The 18,132-nt window shown below is 49.8% G+C and carries 15 protein-coding genes; 14 read left to right on the forward strand and 1 reads right to left on the reverse strand.

The features are described from left to right. The first annotated feature begins 53 nt into the window (after nucleotides 1-53). The 8 genes from IJ22_RS02315 (at nucleotide 54) to IJ22_RS02350 (ending at nucleotide 7,966) form a co-directional block, all read left to right on the forward strand. On the forward strand, nucleotides 54-548 hold the full coding sequence (locus IJ22_RS02315; RefSeq protein ID WP_054819142.1) for a phosphatidylglycerophosphatase A family protein: 495 nt from the start codon (nucleotides 54-56) through the stop codon (nucleotides 546-548). Between the two features lie 263 nt (nucleotides 549-811). Further along, nucleotides 812-1,003, forward strand: a complete 192-nt coding sequence (locus tag IJ22_RS02320) for a hypothetical protein (RefSeq protein ID WP_054819143.1) — start codon at nucleotides 812-814, stop codon at nucleotides 1,001-1,003. A 55-nt stretch (nucleotides 1,004-1,058) separates the two neighbouring features. Next, nucleotides 1,059-1,985 (forward strand): acetyl-CoA carboxylase, carboxyltransferase subunit beta, encoded by a 927-nt coding sequence (accD, locus tag IJ22_RS02325; protein WP_062406953.1) that lies wholly within the window; start codon nucleotides 1,059-1,061, stop codon nucleotides 1,983-1,985. Continuing rightward, the gene (locus tag IJ22_RS02330; protein ID WP_062406956.1) at nucleotides 1,975-2,955 is read left to right on the forward strand and encodes an acetyl-CoA carboxylase carboxyltransferase subunit alpha; all 981 of its coding nucleotides are present in this window, start codon (nucleotides 1,975-1,977) and stop codon (nucleotides 2,953-2,955) included. The genes accD and IJ22_RS02330 overlap by 11 nt, the downstream gene beginning before the upstream one ends. Beyond that, a complete protein-coding gene (gene pyk, locus IJ22_RS02335; RefSeq protein WP_062406958.1) occupies nucleotides 2,948-4,705 on the forward strand; it encodes a pyruvate kinase in 1,758 nt (585 codons plus the stop codon). Before IJ22_RS02330 ends, pyk begins: the two co-directional genes overlap by 8 nt. 196 nt (nucleotides 4,706-4,901) lie before the next feature. After that, complete coding sequence (locus tag IJ22_RS02340) at nucleotides 4,902-5,309, forward strand: acyl-CoA thioesterase (RefSeq protein ID WP_062406960.1); 408 nt, start codon at nucleotides 4,902-4,904, stop codon at nucleotides 5,307-5,309. Between the two features lie 7 nt (nucleotides 5,310-5,316). Continuing rightward, nucleotides 5,317-5,712, forward strand: a complete 396-nt coding sequence (locus tag IJ22_RS02345) for an FxsA family protein (RefSeq protein WP_062406962.1) — start codon at nucleotides 5,317-5,319, stop codon at nucleotides 5,710-5,712. Between the two features lie 136 nt (nucleotides 5,713-5,848). Further along, the gene (locus tag IJ22_RS02350) at nucleotides 5,849-7,966 is read left to right on the forward strand and encodes an RNA degradosome polyphosphate kinase (protein ID WP_062406963.1); all 2,118 of its coding nucleotides are present in this window, start codon (nucleotides 5,849-5,851) and stop codon (nucleotides 7,964-7,966) included. Here the strand turns inward: IJ22_RS02350 and IJ22_RS02355 are convergent. Beyond that, nucleotides 7,908-9,452, reverse strand: a complete 1,545-nt coding sequence (locus IJ22_RS02355) for a Ppx/GppA phosphatase family protein (protein WP_062406965.1) — start codon at nucleotides 9,450-9,452, stop codon at nucleotides 7,908-7,910. The two genes, IJ22_RS02350 and IJ22_RS02355, sit on opposite strands and share 59 nt — an antisense overlap. Nucleotides 9,453-9,797: 345 nt before the next feature. Between IJ22_RS02355 and citZ the strand changes: the two genes are divergently transcribed. From citZ to IJ22_RS02385, 6 genes are all read left to right on the forward strand, one after another. Then, on the forward strand, nucleotides 9,798-10,910 hold the full coding sequence (gene citZ, locus IJ22_RS02360) for a citrate synthase (RefSeq protein WP_062406967.1): 1,113 nt from the start codon (nucleotides 9,798-9,800) through the stop codon (nucleotides 10,908-10,910). A 179-nt stretch (nucleotides 10,911-11,089) separates the two neighbouring features. Continuing rightward, on the forward strand, nucleotides 11,090-12,385 hold the full coding sequence (gene icd / locus IJ22_RS02365; RefSeq protein WP_062406969.1) for an NADP-dependent isocitrate dehydrogenase: 1,296 nt from the start codon (nucleotides 11,090-11,092) through the stop codon (nucleotides 12,383-12,385). A 120-nt stretch (nucleotides 12,386-12,505) separates the two neighbouring features. Further along, nucleotides 12,506-13,447, forward strand: a complete 942-nt coding sequence (gene mdh / locus IJ22_RS02370) for a malate dehydrogenase (RefSeq protein ID WP_054819145.1) — start codon at nucleotides 12,506-12,508, stop codon at nucleotides 13,445-13,447. 378 nt (nucleotides 13,448-13,825) lie between these two features. After that, the gene (locus IJ22_RS02375; protein ID WP_062406970.1) at nucleotides 13,826-14,425 is read left to right on the forward strand and encodes a TetR/AcrR family transcriptional regulator; all 600 of its coding nucleotides are present in this window, start codon (nucleotides 13,826-13,828) and stop codon (nucleotides 14,423-14,425) included. Then, a complete protein-coding gene (locus tag IJ22_RS02380; RefSeq protein WP_062406972.1) occupies nucleotides 14,422-17,553 on the forward strand; it encodes an efflux RND transporter permease subunit in 3,132 nt (1,043 codons plus the stop codon). Before IJ22_RS02375 ends, IJ22_RS02380 begins: the two co-directional genes overlap by 4 nt. A gap of 89 nt (nucleotides 17,554-17,642) precedes the next feature. Beyond that, on the forward strand, nucleotides 17,643-18,068 hold the full coding sequence (locus IJ22_RS02385; protein WP_062406974.1) for a hypothetical protein: 426 nt from the start codon (nucleotides 17,643-17,645) through the stop codon (nucleotides 18,066-18,068). Nucleotides 18,069-18,132: the final 64 nt, after the last annotated feature.

The following is an 18,132-nucleotide window of genomic DNA, read 5'->3' on the forward strand; positions in this document are numbered from 1 at the left end:
GGCATCGGCGTGCTGCCGACCGATCTGTTGGAACTGGAGGAGGCGTTGTTTTTATGCCGCATCAATCAATTGTCGAATATCTGGAGAAGCGGGGCGTGAGTGTCGAAAGTATTGCCGATATCGTGTACAAGCTGCAGCATCCCTATAATCCGGCGCTTTCCAAGCAAGCTTGCGTGAACAGTGTAATGACCGTTTTAAAAAAAAGGGAAGTGCAATATGTGTTGTACACCGGAATTGCGTTGGATGAGTTGGCGGAGAAAAAGCTGCTTCCCGAACCGCTGCAGGGATTGATGGAAACAGACGCCCCCCTGTACGGTGTGGACGAAACGCTCGCGCTTGGGATCGTTCATGTGTACGGAATGATCGGACTGACCAGCTTTGGATTCCTGGACAAGCAGAAAATAGGCATTATCCGGGACTTGAATAACCATAAAACGGGGATTCACGTGTTTCTGGATGACCTTGTTGCGGGACTTGCCGCAGCGGCTTCGGCGCGCATTGCCCACAAGCACCAGGATGAATTGGACGGCCTTCCTCCGGTTGAATGAAGTCTTTTTTTGGCGAAATGCCGATGATATTTAAGAAATTAGATCTCCCCGAAAAGCGCTAAGGTTCGGTTGCGGGCAAAAGAGCACTTATGATATCATTAATCCAATATGTCTGTGATTCAGAACGTGGGCCATAAGTTGTATCCACAATACTGAATCACCTTGACAAACGCTCGCGTCCTCAGCTTTCCTTATGAAAAAGGTTGATTTGCCAAGCTTTAGGACAGCGCTGCCGTTTTAACCTTGGGGAGGTCTTTTTTTTCATGTGGACGGTAATCTATATCGCTCCGACAGCCAAAATCGCTGAGAGAATCAAGCAAAGACTGACGGAAGAGGGCTTTCTTGTACAGGTGCGCGCGATCAACATGACAAAAAATCAATTTGAAATTTTAGTTCCCGAAGGCGAATTGGAAGAGGTTCAAGAGGTTCTAAACACCATTTTGCATAGATCATAGCCACAAGTACCGTTTGGGCACGGACAAGTCCATCATTCGCAAGTGAGGTGTAGACGTGCAGTTCAAAGATTTATTTCAGAAAAAAAGAAAATACGCCACTGTTCCATCGGCGGACAGGCCTGCGCCCAATGCTCCGGTTGATGGAGCGATCGACGTTCCCGAGGAGCGTCCGAAACGTGAAATTCCCGAAGGACTGATGAACAAGTGCCCGAGATGCGGGACCATCCAGTATAACAAGGAACTGGACAAGAACCTGAAGGTGTGTGCCGCGTGCGATTATCATTATAAACTCAACGCGGTTGAGCGCATCCAGATGACGATGGACGATGGCGAGTTCACGGAATTCGATAGTGAATTGGGCTCGGAAGATCCGCTGGGCTTTCCCGATTACGTGAACAAATATAACAAAGCTGTTGAAACTACGGGGATGCAGGATGCAGTGATTACCGGCGAGGGAACCATCGGCGGATACCCGGTTATCGTAGCGGTGATGAGCTTCGATTTTATGGGAGGCTCGCTTGGCTCGGTCGTGGGAGAAAAAGTGACAAGGGCTATTGAACAGGCCATTGCCAAACAGCGGCCGGTCATTATTTTCTCGACGTCGGGCGGAGCGCGGATGCAAGAGAGCATTCTCAGCTTGATGCAGATGGCCAAAACGAGCGCGGCCCTGGCCAAGCTGAATGAGCAGGGGGGACTGTACATCTCCGTTATTACAGACCCGACATTCGGAGGCGTGTCTGCAAGTTTCGCTACCTTGGGCGATTATATCATTGCTGAACCGGGAGCGGCTTTCGGCTTTACAGGACGCCGGGTGATCGAGCAGACGATTCGTCAGAAGCTGCCGGATAACTTTCAAACCGCCGAATTCAATCTCAAGCATGGACAGGTCGATTTCGTGGCGCACCGAAAAGAAATGCGGACCATGCTGACCAAGCTGCTTAGCATGCATACGGTAAAGGAGGAGACGGCCAGTGGCAAGTGAAATGCCTTTTGAGCTGCCGCTTGTCGAGCTTCGCGCGAAAATCGATGAGCTGCGCAAATTCGGAGAGGAAAAGAAAATTGATTTCTCGGACGAAATTGACCGGTTGGAGCAGCGATATCAGCAGTTGGAAGCCGAATTGTACTCAAGCATGACCACACAACAGAAGATGCAGGTGGCCCGCCATCCTCAACGTCCTACGACGCTCGATTACATTCAATACTTATTCACGGATTTTATTGAGCTTCATGGCGACCGTGTTTATGGGGACGACTTAGCCATCGTTGGCGGAATAGGCCGTTTTAACGGGATTCCCGTGACGGTCGTCGGACACCAGAAGGGCAAGGATACAAAGGATAATATCGCCCGCCATTTCGGCAGTCCTCACCCGGAAGGATTCCGTAAAGCGCTGCGTCTGATGAAGCAAGCCAATAAATTCAACCGGCCCATCATTACATTTATTGATACCAAAGGCGCTTATCCAGGGAATGCGGCAGAAGAACGGGGTCAAGGTGAAGCCATCGCGCGCAATCTGCTTGAGATGGCGTCCATGCGAGTGCCGATTTTATGCGTGGTGATCGGTGAAGGCGGCAGCGGAGGTGCGTTGGCGCTTGGCGTCGGCAATCGCGTGTTTATGCTTGAAAATTCGATCTATTCCGTGATCAGTCCGGAGGGTGCGGCCTCGATTCTATATAAAGACGCGTCGAAATCGATGGAAGCGGCCGAAGCGATGAAGATTACGGCTGATGAAATTTTAAAGCTCGGTGTGATTGACGCGATTATTCCGGAACCGAAGGGCGGGGCTCATCGGGATGTTGTCATGCAGGCTGAATCCATAAAACAAGTATTATGGGCGCACTTGCAGGAGTTAATGAAAATGACAGAGAAAGAATTAATGGAAGACCGTTATAAAAAATTTAGACAAATCGGTCGGTTCACAACCATTCAGGAGGGTAACCACAACCATGCGTAAAACCAAAATTGTTTGTACCATCGGACCGGTCAGCGAATCGCTGGACATGTTCAAGAAGTTGATCAACGCGGGAATGAACGTCGCGCGGCTCAACTTCTCCCACGGCGATTTCGAAGAACATGGCGCCCGGATCGCCAATGCCCGTAAAGCTTCTCAGGAGCTGGGAAAGAACCTTGCGATTTTGCTGGACACAAAGGGTCCGGAGATTCGCACAGGCAAGCTGAAGGACGATCAGAAGGTCGAACTGATTCAAGACCGGCTGATTACGCTCACGACTGAAGAAGTGCTCGGCGATGCTGATCGCGTGTCTATTACATACAGGGATTTGTACAAAGATGTAAGAATCGGTTCCACGATCCTGATCGATGACGGCTTAATCGGGTTGAGTGTTGAGGATATTCGCGGTACCGATATCGTTTGCCGGATTAAGAATGGCGGATTGCTTGGCAGCAAGAAAGGCGTAAACGTACCCGGCGTCAAAATTAATTTGCCGGGGATTACGGAAAAAGATGCGAACGATATTATTTTCGGTATTCAGCAGGGAGTTGATTTCATCGCTGCTTCTTTCGTGCGTAAAGCGAGCGATGTCATGGAAATTCGTGAAATTTTGGAGCGTCATAACGCTGCTCACATTCAGATCATCTCCAAAATTGAAAATCAGGAAGGCGTAGACAACCTCGATGAGATTCTGGAAGTATCCGACGGACTTATGGTGGCGCGGGGAGACCTCGGTGTGGAAATTCCGGCGGAGGATGTACCGATCGTACAAAAAGCCATGATCAAAAAATGTAACCAGGTGGGCAAGCCGGTCATTACGGCAACGATGATGCTGGATTCGATGCAGCGCAATCCGCGTCCGACCCGTGCGGAAGCAAGCGACGTAGCCAATGCGATTTTCGACGGATCCGATGCCGTGATGCTGTCCGGTGAAACGGCGGCGGGAAAATATCCGGTCGAGTCTGTGCTAACGATGGCCCGGATTGCGGAGCGTGCGGAGCAGGCATTGGAACACCGTGAAATTTTCATCCGCCAAAGCAATGCTCAGCAAACCACGGTGACGGAAGCGATTAGCCAGGCGGTTGCCAACTCCGCTTTGGACCTTGATGCGAAGGCGATTCTGACCGCTACCGAAAGCGGCTATACGGCACGTATGGTTTCCAAATACCGCCCGAAAGCACCGATTATTGCCGTTACCCCGGATGACCGGGTATTGCGCCGATTGTCTCTCGTTTGGGGCGTTATGCCGGTTAAGGGCGAATCTTGCTCCTCCACGGATCAATTGTTCGAGCATGCGGTTGACGCCAGTGTCAAAACCGGTTTAGTCAGCCTTGGCGATCTGGTTATCATCACGGCGGGCGTACCGGTAGGACGTTCCGGAACGACAAACCTGATCAAAGTGCATCAAATCGGCGAAATGATTGCCAAGGGACAAGGAATCGGTACTCAGATCGCTACCGGAAAAGTGATCACGGCTCGCAGTGCGGAAGAGGCGAACACCAAAGCAACCGAAGGGTGCATTCTTGTCACTCCTACGACAGATAAAGAATATATGCCGGCATTCGAAAAGGCCGCAGCCGTCATTACGGAAACGGGCGGGATTACTTCCCATGCAGCCGTGGTTGGTATCAGCCTTGGCAAGCCTGTGGTCGTTGGTGTAGTTAACGCGCTGGAGATTCTAAAGGACAATGAAGAAGTCTCCATATATCCCGAAGTGGGCGTCATCTACTCCGGACGGGCTCGGGTACTGTAAGAATGCCCCGGGCATACAAAAAGAGCGGACCCGCTTGCGGGTGCGCTCTTTTTTCTATAATATAAGACTTTACAAGTTGATCGGCAGGGTCACGATTCTGATAGTTGAAGAAAAGGTTCATTCAAAACACGGACCGTTCTTCATTGAATGGGCTTCGATCGGAGCATTTATCGAATGAGAGGTGAAAACATAAACTATGAAAACATTTCGTCATCACATACGTGTGCGGTATCAGGAAACAGACCAAATGGGAGTCGTGTATCACGCCAATTATTTAAACTGGTTTGAAATCGGCCGAACGGAGATGATCCGGGAGATGGGCATGCCGTATCGGACTTTAGAGGCCAAGGGGCTGCTGCTTCCTGTTATTGAAGCGGATCTGAAGTTTCATCAGCCGGCCCGTTATGACGATTCGATTACAATCCTTACCCGGATTGCAGAGTTTAGTCACCTGCGTATTCGTTTTGAGAGCGAAGTTCACAGGGAAAGTGAACTGCTGGTCAGCGGATGCACCCGGCATGTGTGGCTGAACCGCGATTGGAAACCGGTCCGAATCGATAAAGAAGCGCCGGATGTATACGCGCTGATCAAGGAATGGAGCTGATCCGTCCATGTTACGTTATGTTGTCATCGCATTGATTGTGATTCCGGCTTTGGAGCTGATCGTTATTTTTCAAATGGGTAAGCTGATTGGCGGTTGGCCCACCTTCGGATTGATGATCGTGACCGGTTTTTTGGGCGCATGGCTTGCGCGCAGAGAGGGCCTCAAGGTGTGGCGGCAGGCACAGAATCAGCTTTCTCTGGGCCAGCTTCCCGGGGATTCGATTGTGGACGGAATATGTGTGTTTACCGGAGGAATACTGCTGTTAACTCCCGGTCTTTTGACGGATGTGCTTGGATTTCTTCTCGTGTTTCCGCTTAGCCGTCCAATGTTTAAAGGTTGGATATACGCGTTATTACGCAAAATGGCAGACCGGGGAAATACTTATTTTTTTTGGCGCAGATAGGTCCTGACTATTTTTTCAGACATTTACATAAAATTAACAAAGTCTGCATCATCTCTTAACAATATCGAATTATGATGAACAATGTAGAAAAGGACAGGCGAAAACGGTGGATTTTCATGGAGGTCATAATGCGAATATGAAAGATACAACGGTCCGTGAAACGTCGAACAACTATTTGAATCGTGATTTGAGCTGGATTGAATTCAACAGACGTGTGCTTGAAGAAGCGCAGGACGCGGGGACGCCGCTGCTGGAGCGGGTAAAATTTCTTTCCATCGTATCCTCCAATTTGGATGAGTTTATGAGTGTGCGGGTAGCGGGGATCATCGAGCAGATGAAAGCGGGTCATACCAAAAAAGATTTTACGGGCTACACTCCTGCCGGATTATTCAAGCGAATCATGAAACGGACGGCAAAGATGGTCGCGGATCAGTACAAGACTTATCGGGATCTCATGAGACAATTAGCCAAAGAAGGCATTATCTTTACGCGGTATGATGATTTGAATGCAACGCAGCGTAAAGCCATGGACGAATATTATCACGAGATCGTTTTTCCCGTGCTGACTCCGATGGCGGTGGACCAGGCGCGGCCGTTTCCGCTGGTGCACAGCCAAGCGCTTTATTTGGCGGTGGTCTTGATGAAAGAAGGAGATAGCGAGGAGGAGGAACCTTATTTTGCCATTGTTCAGGTACCTTCGATTTTGAGCCGTTACATTGCCGTTCCGGGGCGGACCAACAGGAAGAAGCATGAATTTATTCAAATGGAAGATTTGATCGAAAAGCACATCCAGACCTTGTTCAGCGGCTATATTCCGGTGTCGGTACACGGCTTTCGGGTGACGCGAAATGCAGATCTTACGCTCAATGAAGAAGACGCGGAGGACCTGCTGGAGGAAATTGAAAACCAGTTGCGTAAACGGCGTTGGGGGGATCCTGTTCGTTTGGAGGTTCAAAAAGGGATTCATCCTTACGCTCTGAACAAGCTGATTGACGAATTCGAAATCATTTCGGAATACATATTTGAAATCGACGGTCCGCTTGACTTGACCTATTTCATGAAGCTTGCAGCCTCGGTGCAGGGATACGATCATCTCCGCTATCCTCCGATTAAGCCGGTATATCCGCATGAGCTGGACGATGTCGAGGATTTGTTTGCCAAGCTTCGCGGGCAGGATGTGCTCGTCTATCATCCGTACGAGTCGTTCGATGCCGTTACCGACTTTATATGCGATGCAGCCTACGATCCTCAGGTCCTCGCGATCAAAATGACATTGTACAGGGTCAGCGGCAATTCCCAGCTTATTCAAGCGCTTGCACGCGCGGCTGAATCCGGCAAGCAGGTGACGGTCGTGGTGGAACTGAAGGCGCGCTTTGATGAAGAGCGGAATATCGCGTGGGCGAGAAAGCTGGAGCAGGCTGGTTGTCATGTGGTATACGGTCTGGTAGGGTTAAAGACGCACTGTAAAATCACCTTGGTCGTTCGTCAGGAAGCGGACGGACTTCGGAGGTACGTACACGTGGGTACAGGCAATTACAATGATAACACGGCTAAGCTTTATACGGACGTGGGATTATTTACTTCTCATAAAATCATAGGGGAGGATGCTTCCGCACTGTTTAACGAGGTAACCGGTTATTCCGCTCCCCATAATTGGAAAGCTTTCGGCGTGGCGCCGACCGATATGATGGAGAAGTTTTTCGAGAAAATCCGACGGGAGAAGAATAACGCCGCTGAGGGCAAGCCGGCTCACATTATTGCGAAGCTGAATTCGCTTTCGAACCAGCAAATGATCGATGAGCTGTATGCGGCGTCCCAGGCCGGCGTCCGCATCGATTTGATCGTTCGGGGAGTATGCTGCTTAAGACCGGGGGTTCCCGGCTTAAGCGAACATATTACGGTGCGCAGCATCGTTGACCGTTTTCTTGAGCATTCGCGTATTTATTACTTCGAGAACGCAGGCGACCCCGAGGTCTATATTGCCAGCGCGGATTGGATGACGCGGAATTTAACCCGCCGGATTGAATTGATGTGTCCTGTGTTCGATAAACAGAATGTGCAGTCGTTGATTAACGTTTTGCAGCTAAGCCTGCGGGACAATGTGAAGGCGAGACAGCTTCAATCGAACGGCATGTATGAGCCCGTTCGATTGAAGGATGCTCCCCCGAGGCGGAGTCAATTCGAAGCGATGCGCATCAGGTCGTGGAAAACGACGTTTCCTGACAATGAAGCTGAAGACCCCAAATCTTCTTGAACTCCTTTTGCAATCCCTCGACCTCTCTGTATTCGGCAGAGGGGTCGTGTTTTCTTTTTAGGCGCAAATTCAATGAAGGGCCTTCGATGGAGACGGATTCAAGTTCAAGGGCCTGCGTTTCACTGGCATCCAGAGCAATGGCGAGACGAACCAGGGTTCCCAGCTTGCATATGAGCTCGATATCTGAATCCGAGATAATATCCTTGTGTTGAAGAACCGCTTGCAGCGTTCTGTTTTTTGCTTTGTATGTGGCGATCAGAGCGCAGAAAAGCAGCTCACGGTGGGTAAGTCCGTCGATTCTCGTATAAGCGATCATGTGAAACGTGTGCTTGGGAAATTGGTAATATTGCACGGAGGCGCCGATTCGGTACAGCTTGGATGCAATGCTGAGGCAAAGCCTCATTTTTGAATCGTGAAGCTGCAGCAGCTTGGTTTGAGCCAAAACGTCAAAAAGCTTCAGCGCGTTTTCATTTACACGGGTAATATGCACTTGGGGAGCCGTAGAATGCAGGCTTAAGAATTGGTCCGCACTGCGTTCTGCGATATGCAAATGCCCCGTATCCGGAGGACAGAAGCTCTCGAAAAAGAGTCCGTCCCGGAGGCCGGCCCCGCTAACAACATATTGCAATGCGCCAGTTGCCTGAAAGACCGTTTGCAGGATAATGACACCCGGCACGATAATATCGTAACGGTCCTTGGAAAGACCATCGACTTTTTTTCTCCTCTCTCCGGGCAAGTTCGAGAGCCATAGAGCCAGCTCGTCCATATCCTCAGGAGATATGACGTAGTTATGCGGGATAGGCAGTGAATATTTACGCTTGCGTTGGTTGATTTTACTAAGCGTTCGAACCCCGCCCCCAAGCCCGACAAGCGGAAGTCCGGGGTTTTGGCTGATCCAGGAATGCGCAGAGAGCGCCCGCTGGACCATTTGCCGGATACCGTTCAGTTGTTCTGCCTGGAATTCACCGTCCGGTGCAAACTTGCGGGTCGTATTTACGGCGCCGAATGGAAAGGAGACGCTGCGGAGCAGCTTCCGGTCGCGAAATAGGCTGATTTCCGTGCTGCCGCCGCCGATATCGACGAGATAACCGTCCGATATGTCCATCGTCTGGATCATTCCCAGAAATCCGAGCCGGGCTTCGTCCTCTCCGGACAGGATTTCAATGTGAAAGCCGGTTTGCTTCGTTAGGGCATCGACAATTTCCCGCGCATTTGTAGCGTTCCGGATCGCAGCCGTGGCAGCAGCGCGGCAGTCTGTGACGCCATGGGCATCACAGATGCGTTTGAAATGCGATAGCATGCGTACGATGTTTTGTATTTCAGCAGGAGGCAGGCCCCCGTCAGGTCCGATCCGCTGACTCAGCCGGGCAGATTCCTTGAATTCACCGATAACCCGATAGGCCCCGGTTTCGTGAAGCTCGTAGATGGCCAAGCGGATGGAGTTGGAACCGATGTCGATGATGCCGATTCTTCGGCTGTTGTTCATGGCTTTTTCCTCCTAGAGTTTTGCCGGAGCAAGACTTGATGCGTAACGAAAAAGATAAACTTATTTTAACATCGTTTGTCCAGCCTGCAAAACTTTGAAGAATGTGTTTACATCGGTTAAGAAATGTTTTGTACAGGGCCGTTTTCTTCGTTATGAGAATATTGGAAAGACAAAAATAGCATAATATCAAGTGTTTGAGTCTATACGATTCATCAAGAAATGACCATGGGATAGCATATGTTTATTGTGCTGATAATGAACTTTTATGTCCAAATTTGTTCACATCGGTAGATAAATCCTTTATATTAGACTTATGTGAAATCGAACGCAAAAGGAGAGATTAACTTGACTGCTACCAAAGGATTGGAAGGAATTGTCGCTACTACCTCCTCCGTTAGCTCCATCATTGACGGTGTGCTCACCTATCGCGGTTATAATATCGACGACCTTGCGGAGAATGCAACATTTGAAGAAGTCGTATATTTGTTATGGTATGGCAAGCTGCCTAATCGCTCAGAACTGGACCGGTTGCTAAAGGATTTAAGTGAAAACGCTGCGATTCCTGCAGAAATCATCGACCAAATCAAATTATATCCAAAAAATGTAAATTCCATGGCTGCTTTGCGCAGTGCTGTTTCCAGCCTGGCTCTTTACGACGAAGAAGCAAATGATATGAGCAAAGAAGCCAACCTGCGTAAAGCGATCAAGCTGCAGGCCCAAATTCCGACGATTATTGCTGCGTTTGCCCGTATTCGTGAAGGGAAAGAGCCGATCGCTCCGAAGGCTGGCGTTTCCATTGCCGAGAATTTCTTATATATGCTAACCGGCAAAAATCCTGAAAAAATTGCTGTTGAAGCATTGGACAAAGCTCTTGTTCTCCACGCTGATCACGAGCTGAATGCCTCCACTTTTGCGGCTCGTGTTACCGTTGCCACGCTCTCCGATATTTATTCCGGCGTTACTTCTGCGATCGGAGCGCTCAAGGGACCTCTGCACGGCGGAGCAAACGAGGCGGTTATGGCGATGCTGGAGGAAATCGGTACGGTTGATAACGTTGCAAACTATATCAATGAGAAGCTGGCTAACAAGGAAAAGGTCATGGGCTTTGGCCACCGCGTATATAAAAATGGCGACCCGCGCGCGAAGCATCTTCAGAAGATGTCTCAGGAATTGGGTAAAATTACAGGCAATTTGAACTGGTATAACATGTCCATTCAAATCGAGGAATTGGTTACCGGTCAAAAAGGCCTGAAACCAAATGTGGACTTCTACTCCGCATCGGTGTATACTTCACTGGAAATCCCGCGCGACCTGTTTACCCCAATTTTTGCGATCAGCCGTACTTCCGGCTGGACAGCTCACATTCTGGAGCAGTATGATAATAATCGTCTGATCCGTCCACGTGCTGAATACACGGGTCCTTTGCATCAAGTCTTTGTTCCGATCGAGAAGCGCTAATGATCGGAGATTGAAATTTTTGCTTGATACCTAAACGGGCTGCTGCGGCGTCTTTTTTACCTCGGCTTTCATAGTAAGGCTTGAGACAAGCGCCGCGGCTCCCGTATATTTTTGAGGGTATCCCTAATTCTCGGGTCAGTGCAAACTGGCTCCAATTTTACGAGGAGGTTTATATATCTATGGTACAATTTGAACAATATGCGCAACCGACAGAAGGCGAGCGTATCACGATCACGAACGGTCAATTGAACGTTCCGAACAATCCGATTATTCCTTTCATCGAAGGCGACGGTACCGGTCCGGACATCTGGGCGGCAGCCCAACGCGTGTTGGACGCAGCGGTAGAAAAAGCGTACAAAGGCGAGAAAAAAATCGCGTGGTATGAAGTGTTTGCCGGAGAGAAAGCTTTCAATAAATTTAACAACTGGCTGCCGGCCGATACACTTACTGCTATTCGTGAATACATTGTTGCCATCAAAGGGCCTTTGACTACTCCGATCGGCGGCGGTATCCGCTCCCTGAACGTAGCTCTTCGCCAAGAGTTGGATCTGTATGTATGTTCCCGCCCGGTTCGCTACTTCAACGGTGTACCTTCCCCTGTGAAACGTCCTGAGCTCGTGGACATGGTTATTTTCCGTGAGAACACAGAGGATATCTACGCAGGGATCGAATGGGCTTCAGGCTCGGAAGAAGTGAAAAAAGTCATTGCGTTCCTGCAAAACGAAATGGGCGTGAAAAAGATCCGCTTCCCGGAAACGTCCGGCATCGGTATCAAGCCTGTATCTTCCGAAGGTTCCAAGCGTCTGATTCGTGCGGCAATCGAATATGCGATCCGGCATAACCGCAAGAGCGTAACCTTAGTTCACAAAGGTAACATCATGAAATTTACGGAGGGTGCGTTCAAAAACTGGGGTTATGAGCTTGCTGAACAAGAGTTTGGCGACAAAACCTTCACATGGGCGCAGTACGATAAAATTAAAGAAGAGCAAGGCACAGAAGCAGCAAACAAAGCGCAAAAAGATGCGGAAGCCGCCGGTAAAATCATCATCAAAGATGCGATTGCGGATATCGCTCTGCAGCAAGTACTGACTCGTCCGACTGATTTTGACGTCATCGCCACACTGAACCTGAACGGCGATTACCTGTCCGATGCATTGGCGGCTCAAGTAGGCGGAATCGGTATCGCTCCTGGAGCGAACATCAACTATGTGACCGGCCATGCCATTTTCGAAGCAACTCACGGTACGGCTCCTAAATATGCAGGTCTCGATGTAGTTAATCCAGGCTCCGTTATTCTGTCCGGCGTTATGATGCTTGAGCATCTGGGTTGGCTGGAAGCGGCTGAACTGATCTACAAAGGTATGGAAACCGCGATCAATAATAAAACGGTAACTTACGACTTTGCACGTTTGATGGAAGGCGCAACCGAAGTGAAATGCTCGGCGTTTGCGGATGAGATCATCAAAAACTTCTAAATCGATTGCACCTTGATCCCTTTCTAAAGGAGTAAATTGGGTTTTATATCCTTTGAACGGCGAAAGCTTGTCCGAGGATATGAACCCATCAACAATATAATTTCGGGAGGCAACCAAATCATGGCGATTCAACGCAAAAAGATTACGGTTGTAGGCGCTGGTTTCACAGGTGCAACTACGGCGCTAATGCTGGCTCAAAAAGAACTTGGTGACGTGGTATTGTTGGACATTCCCCAGCTTGAGAACCCGACAAAAGGAAAAGCGCTGGACATGCTGGAGGCTTCTCCGGTACAAGGATTTGACGCTAACATCATCGGTACTTCCAACTATGACGATTCGAGCAACTCCGATATCGTCATCATTACTGCAGGAATTGCTCGTAAGCCGGGGATGAGCCGTGACGACCTCGTGACTACGAACGCCGGCATTGTAAAATCCGTTTGCGAAAACGTCAAAAGAACAAGCCCGGAATCGATCGTTATTATCCTCAGCAATCCGGTAGATGCAATGACTTATGTTGCTTTCGAGACACTCGGTTTCCCTAAAAACCGCGTTATCGGTCAATCCGGTGTTCTGGATACAGCACGTTACTGCACATTCATCGCACAAGAGCTGAACGTGTCGGTTGAAGATGTCCGCGGCTTTGTGCTTGGCGGTCACGGCGATGATATGGTACCTCTCATTCGTTACTCCAACGTTGGCGGTATTCCGATCGAGAAGCTGATTCCTGCTGACCGCATCGAAGCCATCGTGAAGCGTACGCGCACCGGCGGCGGCGAAATCGTCAATCTGCTTGGCAACGGTTCGGCTTACTATGCGCCTGCGGCCTCACTTGTGCAAATGACAGAAGCGATTCTTAAAGACAAGAAGCGCATTCTTCCTTCCATTGCTTTGCTCCAAGGCGAATACGGCTATGACAACCTGTTCATGGGTGTTCCGACGCTTCTTGGCGGCAACGGCATTGAGAAAGTATTTGAACTGGAACTGCTTCCCGAAGAAAAAGCGGCGCTGGATAAATCTGCCGAATCCGTACGTAATGTAATTAAAGTCGTAACCAGCTAATTAAAAAGATTATACTTCAAACCAGCCTTCCGGCCCTTGCCGGAGGCTGGTTTTTTAATTGAAGTTTGATGAGGAGGGGCAGAAAATTCTGCCCTTCACTCTAGATTTGTGAAGTCGCCTTGAGGCGCTTTTCTCTTTAGAGACTGCTGCAAAGCTGAAAATCAGCGCAGCAGCGAGCGGAGACGCAAAAAGCCTCTCTGTAAGGTCGATTTTCAGCGTAGTGGCCCGCGGCGCGGTTTTTCTTGTAAATCCCTTATTGAAATCAATGGTAAATCATGTTACCATCTGAAATGACTGACTAGTCAGTCATAATATTTCAATTGCAAAATGTTTTCACAACATGTTTTTGCTATTTTATTTTTTATAGGGGGAAATGGCGTGGCAGCAGACAAGAGAGACAGCATTATTAAATCGGCGCTTAAGCTTTTTGAAGAAAAAGGCTACCACAGCACGAAAATTTCGGATATTGTGCAGAACGCGGGAATGGCGCAGGGAACGTTTTATTTATATTTCAAGAGTAAAGAAGATATGTTCCGCCAAGTGGCCGAGGCTTGCCTGGATGAAATTGTGGGCGCTTTGGCTCAAGGGCCTTCAGTAACGGAAGGTTTTGATTTAGATCGAATGCTGTACCGGATCATCCGTCAAACGCTTGTTATTTACTATGAGAACCGGACGATTTTAAATATTATAAACCAGCATGGTTCCGCGTCTCCTGAGATAGCCGATATTTACAAGCTATTTTATGATAGAATGGCAAGCGTTATCAAAGGTAAGCTTGTACAGCTTCAGGCGTATCCGGGCTACACGGATGAACAGCTGGAAATGACCGCATATGCCAAAATCGGTATGGTAGAGTTGGCTGCGTACCAGTGGTTTGTTGAGAGGAAATGCGGTCCGGAGCACATTGACTCGCTCACAGAGGTATTGGTCGGCGTAAATATCAATTGCAAGCCGGGAACGGATGTGAAGGGGGGATGATCGGCAAAATCCTGAAGTATCGAAAAGTGACGCTGCTTTTTTTTGTCATGGCGGTGCTGCTTGGCATATTCAATATATCCACGATGAAGCAGAGGGAAAATCCGGAGATTGATCTGACCGTAGCGGTTGTCAAGACGATTTATCCCGGAGCTTCACCGGAAAAAGTGGAGCAGTTCATTACCCGGCCTTTAGAGGATAAAATCAAGGAGATGAGCGATATTTCCGTGGTCAGCTCCACTTCGTCGGCGAACGTCTCGGTCATTCAAGTGGAGGTCAAAGCGGATACGGACATCAAACGGGCATGGGACACGCTGCGGCAGAAGGTGCAATCCGCGTCAAGCGAGCTGCCTCGGGACGCGCATCAACCAGAGGTGAATGACGATCTTGGTAAGATTGCAGAGCAAATCCTCCATTTCGTGGTGGAGACTCCCGAGGAGCTTGAACCGCTCAGGCCGGTCATGGAAATGTGGAAAGAACAGCTTGGCACGGTTCCTGGCGTCAGCAATGTAGAGATCGTCGGCTTGCAGGAACAGGAAGTGGCTGTAACGCTGGATACCGACAAGCTGAACACCTTCCGGCTGCCTTGGGGAGTCGTGGCGCAGGCGCTTCAAAACAAACAGAATCGTATTCCATTAGGAATGGTCGATAAAGGCACGAAGCAATATTTCGTGAACATGAGCGGAGAATGGAAATCGGCGGAGGATATCGCAAATACGGAAATTTACGGTCTGCCGGGCGGAAAAACGCTGAGAATCGGAGATATTGCCGACGTCAAGCTGCAGCCGAAGAAAAGGGAAGTCAGCATCATACATAACGGGAAACCTGCGCTGGACTTGGTTATCAATGCGGCAAAGGGCGCGGATATACCGGATCTGCAAAAGCGGATTGACCGGAAGGTGTCCGAGCTAAAGCCGAAGCTTCCGGAGAATGTCGAGCTGCAATCGCTTTTTACCCAGAAGGAAAGCCTGGATCATTTGTTTAAAGAGCTGATAAAAGAGCTGTTGATCGGCATCATGGCGGTTATCGTCGTTTGTTCGATGGGTCTTGCGTTCGGGACCGCTCTGATCGTTGCGCTGGCCATTCCGATTTCGATCACGGTCGGCTTTATTCCGGTGGAATTTATGGGGATCGATTTAAACCAAATCACCATTGTGGCGATAGTGATTGTGCTGGGAATTCTAGTGGATGACGCCATTGTCGTCAACGATAATATTCAGCGCCGGCTCCAACTGGGAGATGACCCTCGGACTGCATCGCTTGAAGGAAGCCGTGACGTCGCCATCTCCATCCTGACGGCGACGATCGCCACAGCCGCAGCTTTCCTGCCGCTGTTCTTTTTGAAAGGAAATATCGGCAGCTTTATCCGTCCGCTGCCTGTAGTGATCTCGTTCACGTTGGCCGCGTCGATGGCCATGTCGCTTACCATCATCCCCATTTTCCGTACATGGGCAGCCGAACGCAGGCTACGGCGCCGGAGCCTACAATCGACAGATGCCGTCGACACTTCCCGTAAGGCGCATGCCGATCTGGAATTACAGCAGGCTCCCGGTCTGCTCGGCAAACAGATCCAGCGGTTGAGTATGGTGTACAGCAAGCAGATTCACCGCTTTTTGCAAAGACCGCTGCTTACAGGAATGGCCGCGCTTTTGGTGGGAACAAGCGCCTTTGGTCTGCTTCCGCTGCTGGGTGTGCAGTATTTCCCGCCTGCGGAGAAAGAAGAAATGCTGATCGACATTAAGCTTCCAAAGAACAGGTTGTTTGCGGAAACCGAGTATACGGTATCTAAAGCGGCAGCTTGGGTAGGGCAGCAGCCGGGTGTACGTTTCGTCTCGTCGTATGCAGGCCGTTCCACTCCAAAGTTTTATTATTCCGAAGCCGATGTATCGGGGACTCATGTGGGCCAGCTATTCGTAAAGATTGATCCTAAGGTCATTCAAACGAAGGAAGTGGTTTCTGCATGGAGGGAAGAGCTCAAGGCGATGTTCCCGCCTGATGTGGAGATTACGACGCGTGAGCTGGAGCAAGGTCCGCCTGTAGGAGCGCCGATCGCTTTGCGCATCAGCGGAGGAGAGCTGTCACAGCTTCGGCAAATCTCGTCGGACATCCAAGGCATGCTTGAGGAAATCCCGGGCACGGTCAGCGTATCCGACGACGTTGGAGACGATATGAACACGGTCGAGATTGATCCCGATCCGGCCAAGCTGAGTCTATTTGGAGTAAACGAGAACGATCTCTCCATGACCCTTCGCATTGCCACAGAGGGTCTGGAGGTGGCGGAGATGCAGAAAGGTAAGGATTTAATTGATGTGACCCTGTATGCAAAGAAGAAGACCCATGATCCTGTGGAAACCATGAAAGACATGTACGTGCCTGCGCTGCAGGGCGGCACCGTTACCATTGGTGAACTGGGTGTGATCAAGGAAAGCCGGATGATCCAAACCATACATCACCGCAACTTGACCCGTACGATCACGGTTCGAAGCTTTGTACAGGATCGTCTTGCGGATGACATTGTAAAGGAGCTTCAAGTCAAGCTGCAGCAGTATTCTCTGCCTGCGGGCTATTCCATCGAATTCGGCGGAGAAAACGAGGAGCGCAACGATGCGTTCGCTTCCATCGGAATGCTCTCTTTGATCGTTCTTCTTTTGATTTATGTGATTATGGTCATGCAGTTTTATTCTCTTTCCATACCGCTGCTGATTCTGTCAACCGTTTATCTGGCTGCCGGAGGAGCGGTCATCGGTTTGTTTCTGACAGGGTCGCCTATAGGGTTTATGGCGCTGATGGGACTGGTCAGCCTGGCCGGTATCGTGGTGCGGAACGGGATTATTCTCATTGAATTCATAGAACAGGCGAGGGAGCGCGGACTTCCGCTGTACGAGGCTGTGGCGGAAGCAGGGAAATCCCGTCTGCGGCCCATATTGCTGACGACGGCAACGGCGATCGGCGGCTTGCTTCCGATGACCATCATGGGTGGGAACCTGTGGCGGCCGATGGGCATCACCATCATCTCCGGCTTGCTTTATTCGACCTTGCTGACCTTGATCGTTGTTCCATCCTTGTTCGTGATACTGGCCAAGCGGCGGGATCAGAGGGCAGCCAAAGCGGGCATAAGCGAGCATGCGTAGCGCTGCCGGTTCATTTGCTTCAAGGCATCGCATTCCGTTATACTAGGAATAATCAAAAATAATGGAAAATTGGGGAGGAAACACGAATTATGCTGGATTTTATATTGTACTTGCATGTGTTAAGTGCGGTTATGATGGGGATTTACCTGCTGCTCCCGTTTCTGGCCCAGCGCGTTCAGGCTCTGGACTCCACAACGGCGCAGTACGGTTTTTTGCATGTGCTGTTCGCGATGAACCGCGCTGCGCAGTTTGCGCTGATCATTGCATTCTTAACCGGAGGCTATATGGTGAGTAAAGCTCCCTATTCCATACTGTGGATGGTGCTTTCAATCGTGTTGTTCCTGGCTATTGCGGCGCTTTCGGGGATCATGGGCAAAAGGATGAGGCTGGCTTTGGCCGAAGAATCTGGCAGCACGATCCCCAAACAAATCGGCTCGATCAAGACGCTCAGCCTCATCAACGGTATTCTATTTTTCGTCGTTCTTACATTGATGAATTTTCCGTTTATGCGGTAAGTGCTGAACTTTAAAAGACCGGGTGATCATCATCCCGGTCTTTTTTCTGTGCACATAAGGCGGG

The sequence above is a fragment of the Paenibacillus naphthalenovorans genome (assembly GCF_001465255.1).
GTDB lineage: Bacteria > Bacillota > Bacilli > Paenibacillales > NBRC-103111 > Paenibacillus_G > Paenibacillus_G naphthalenovorans.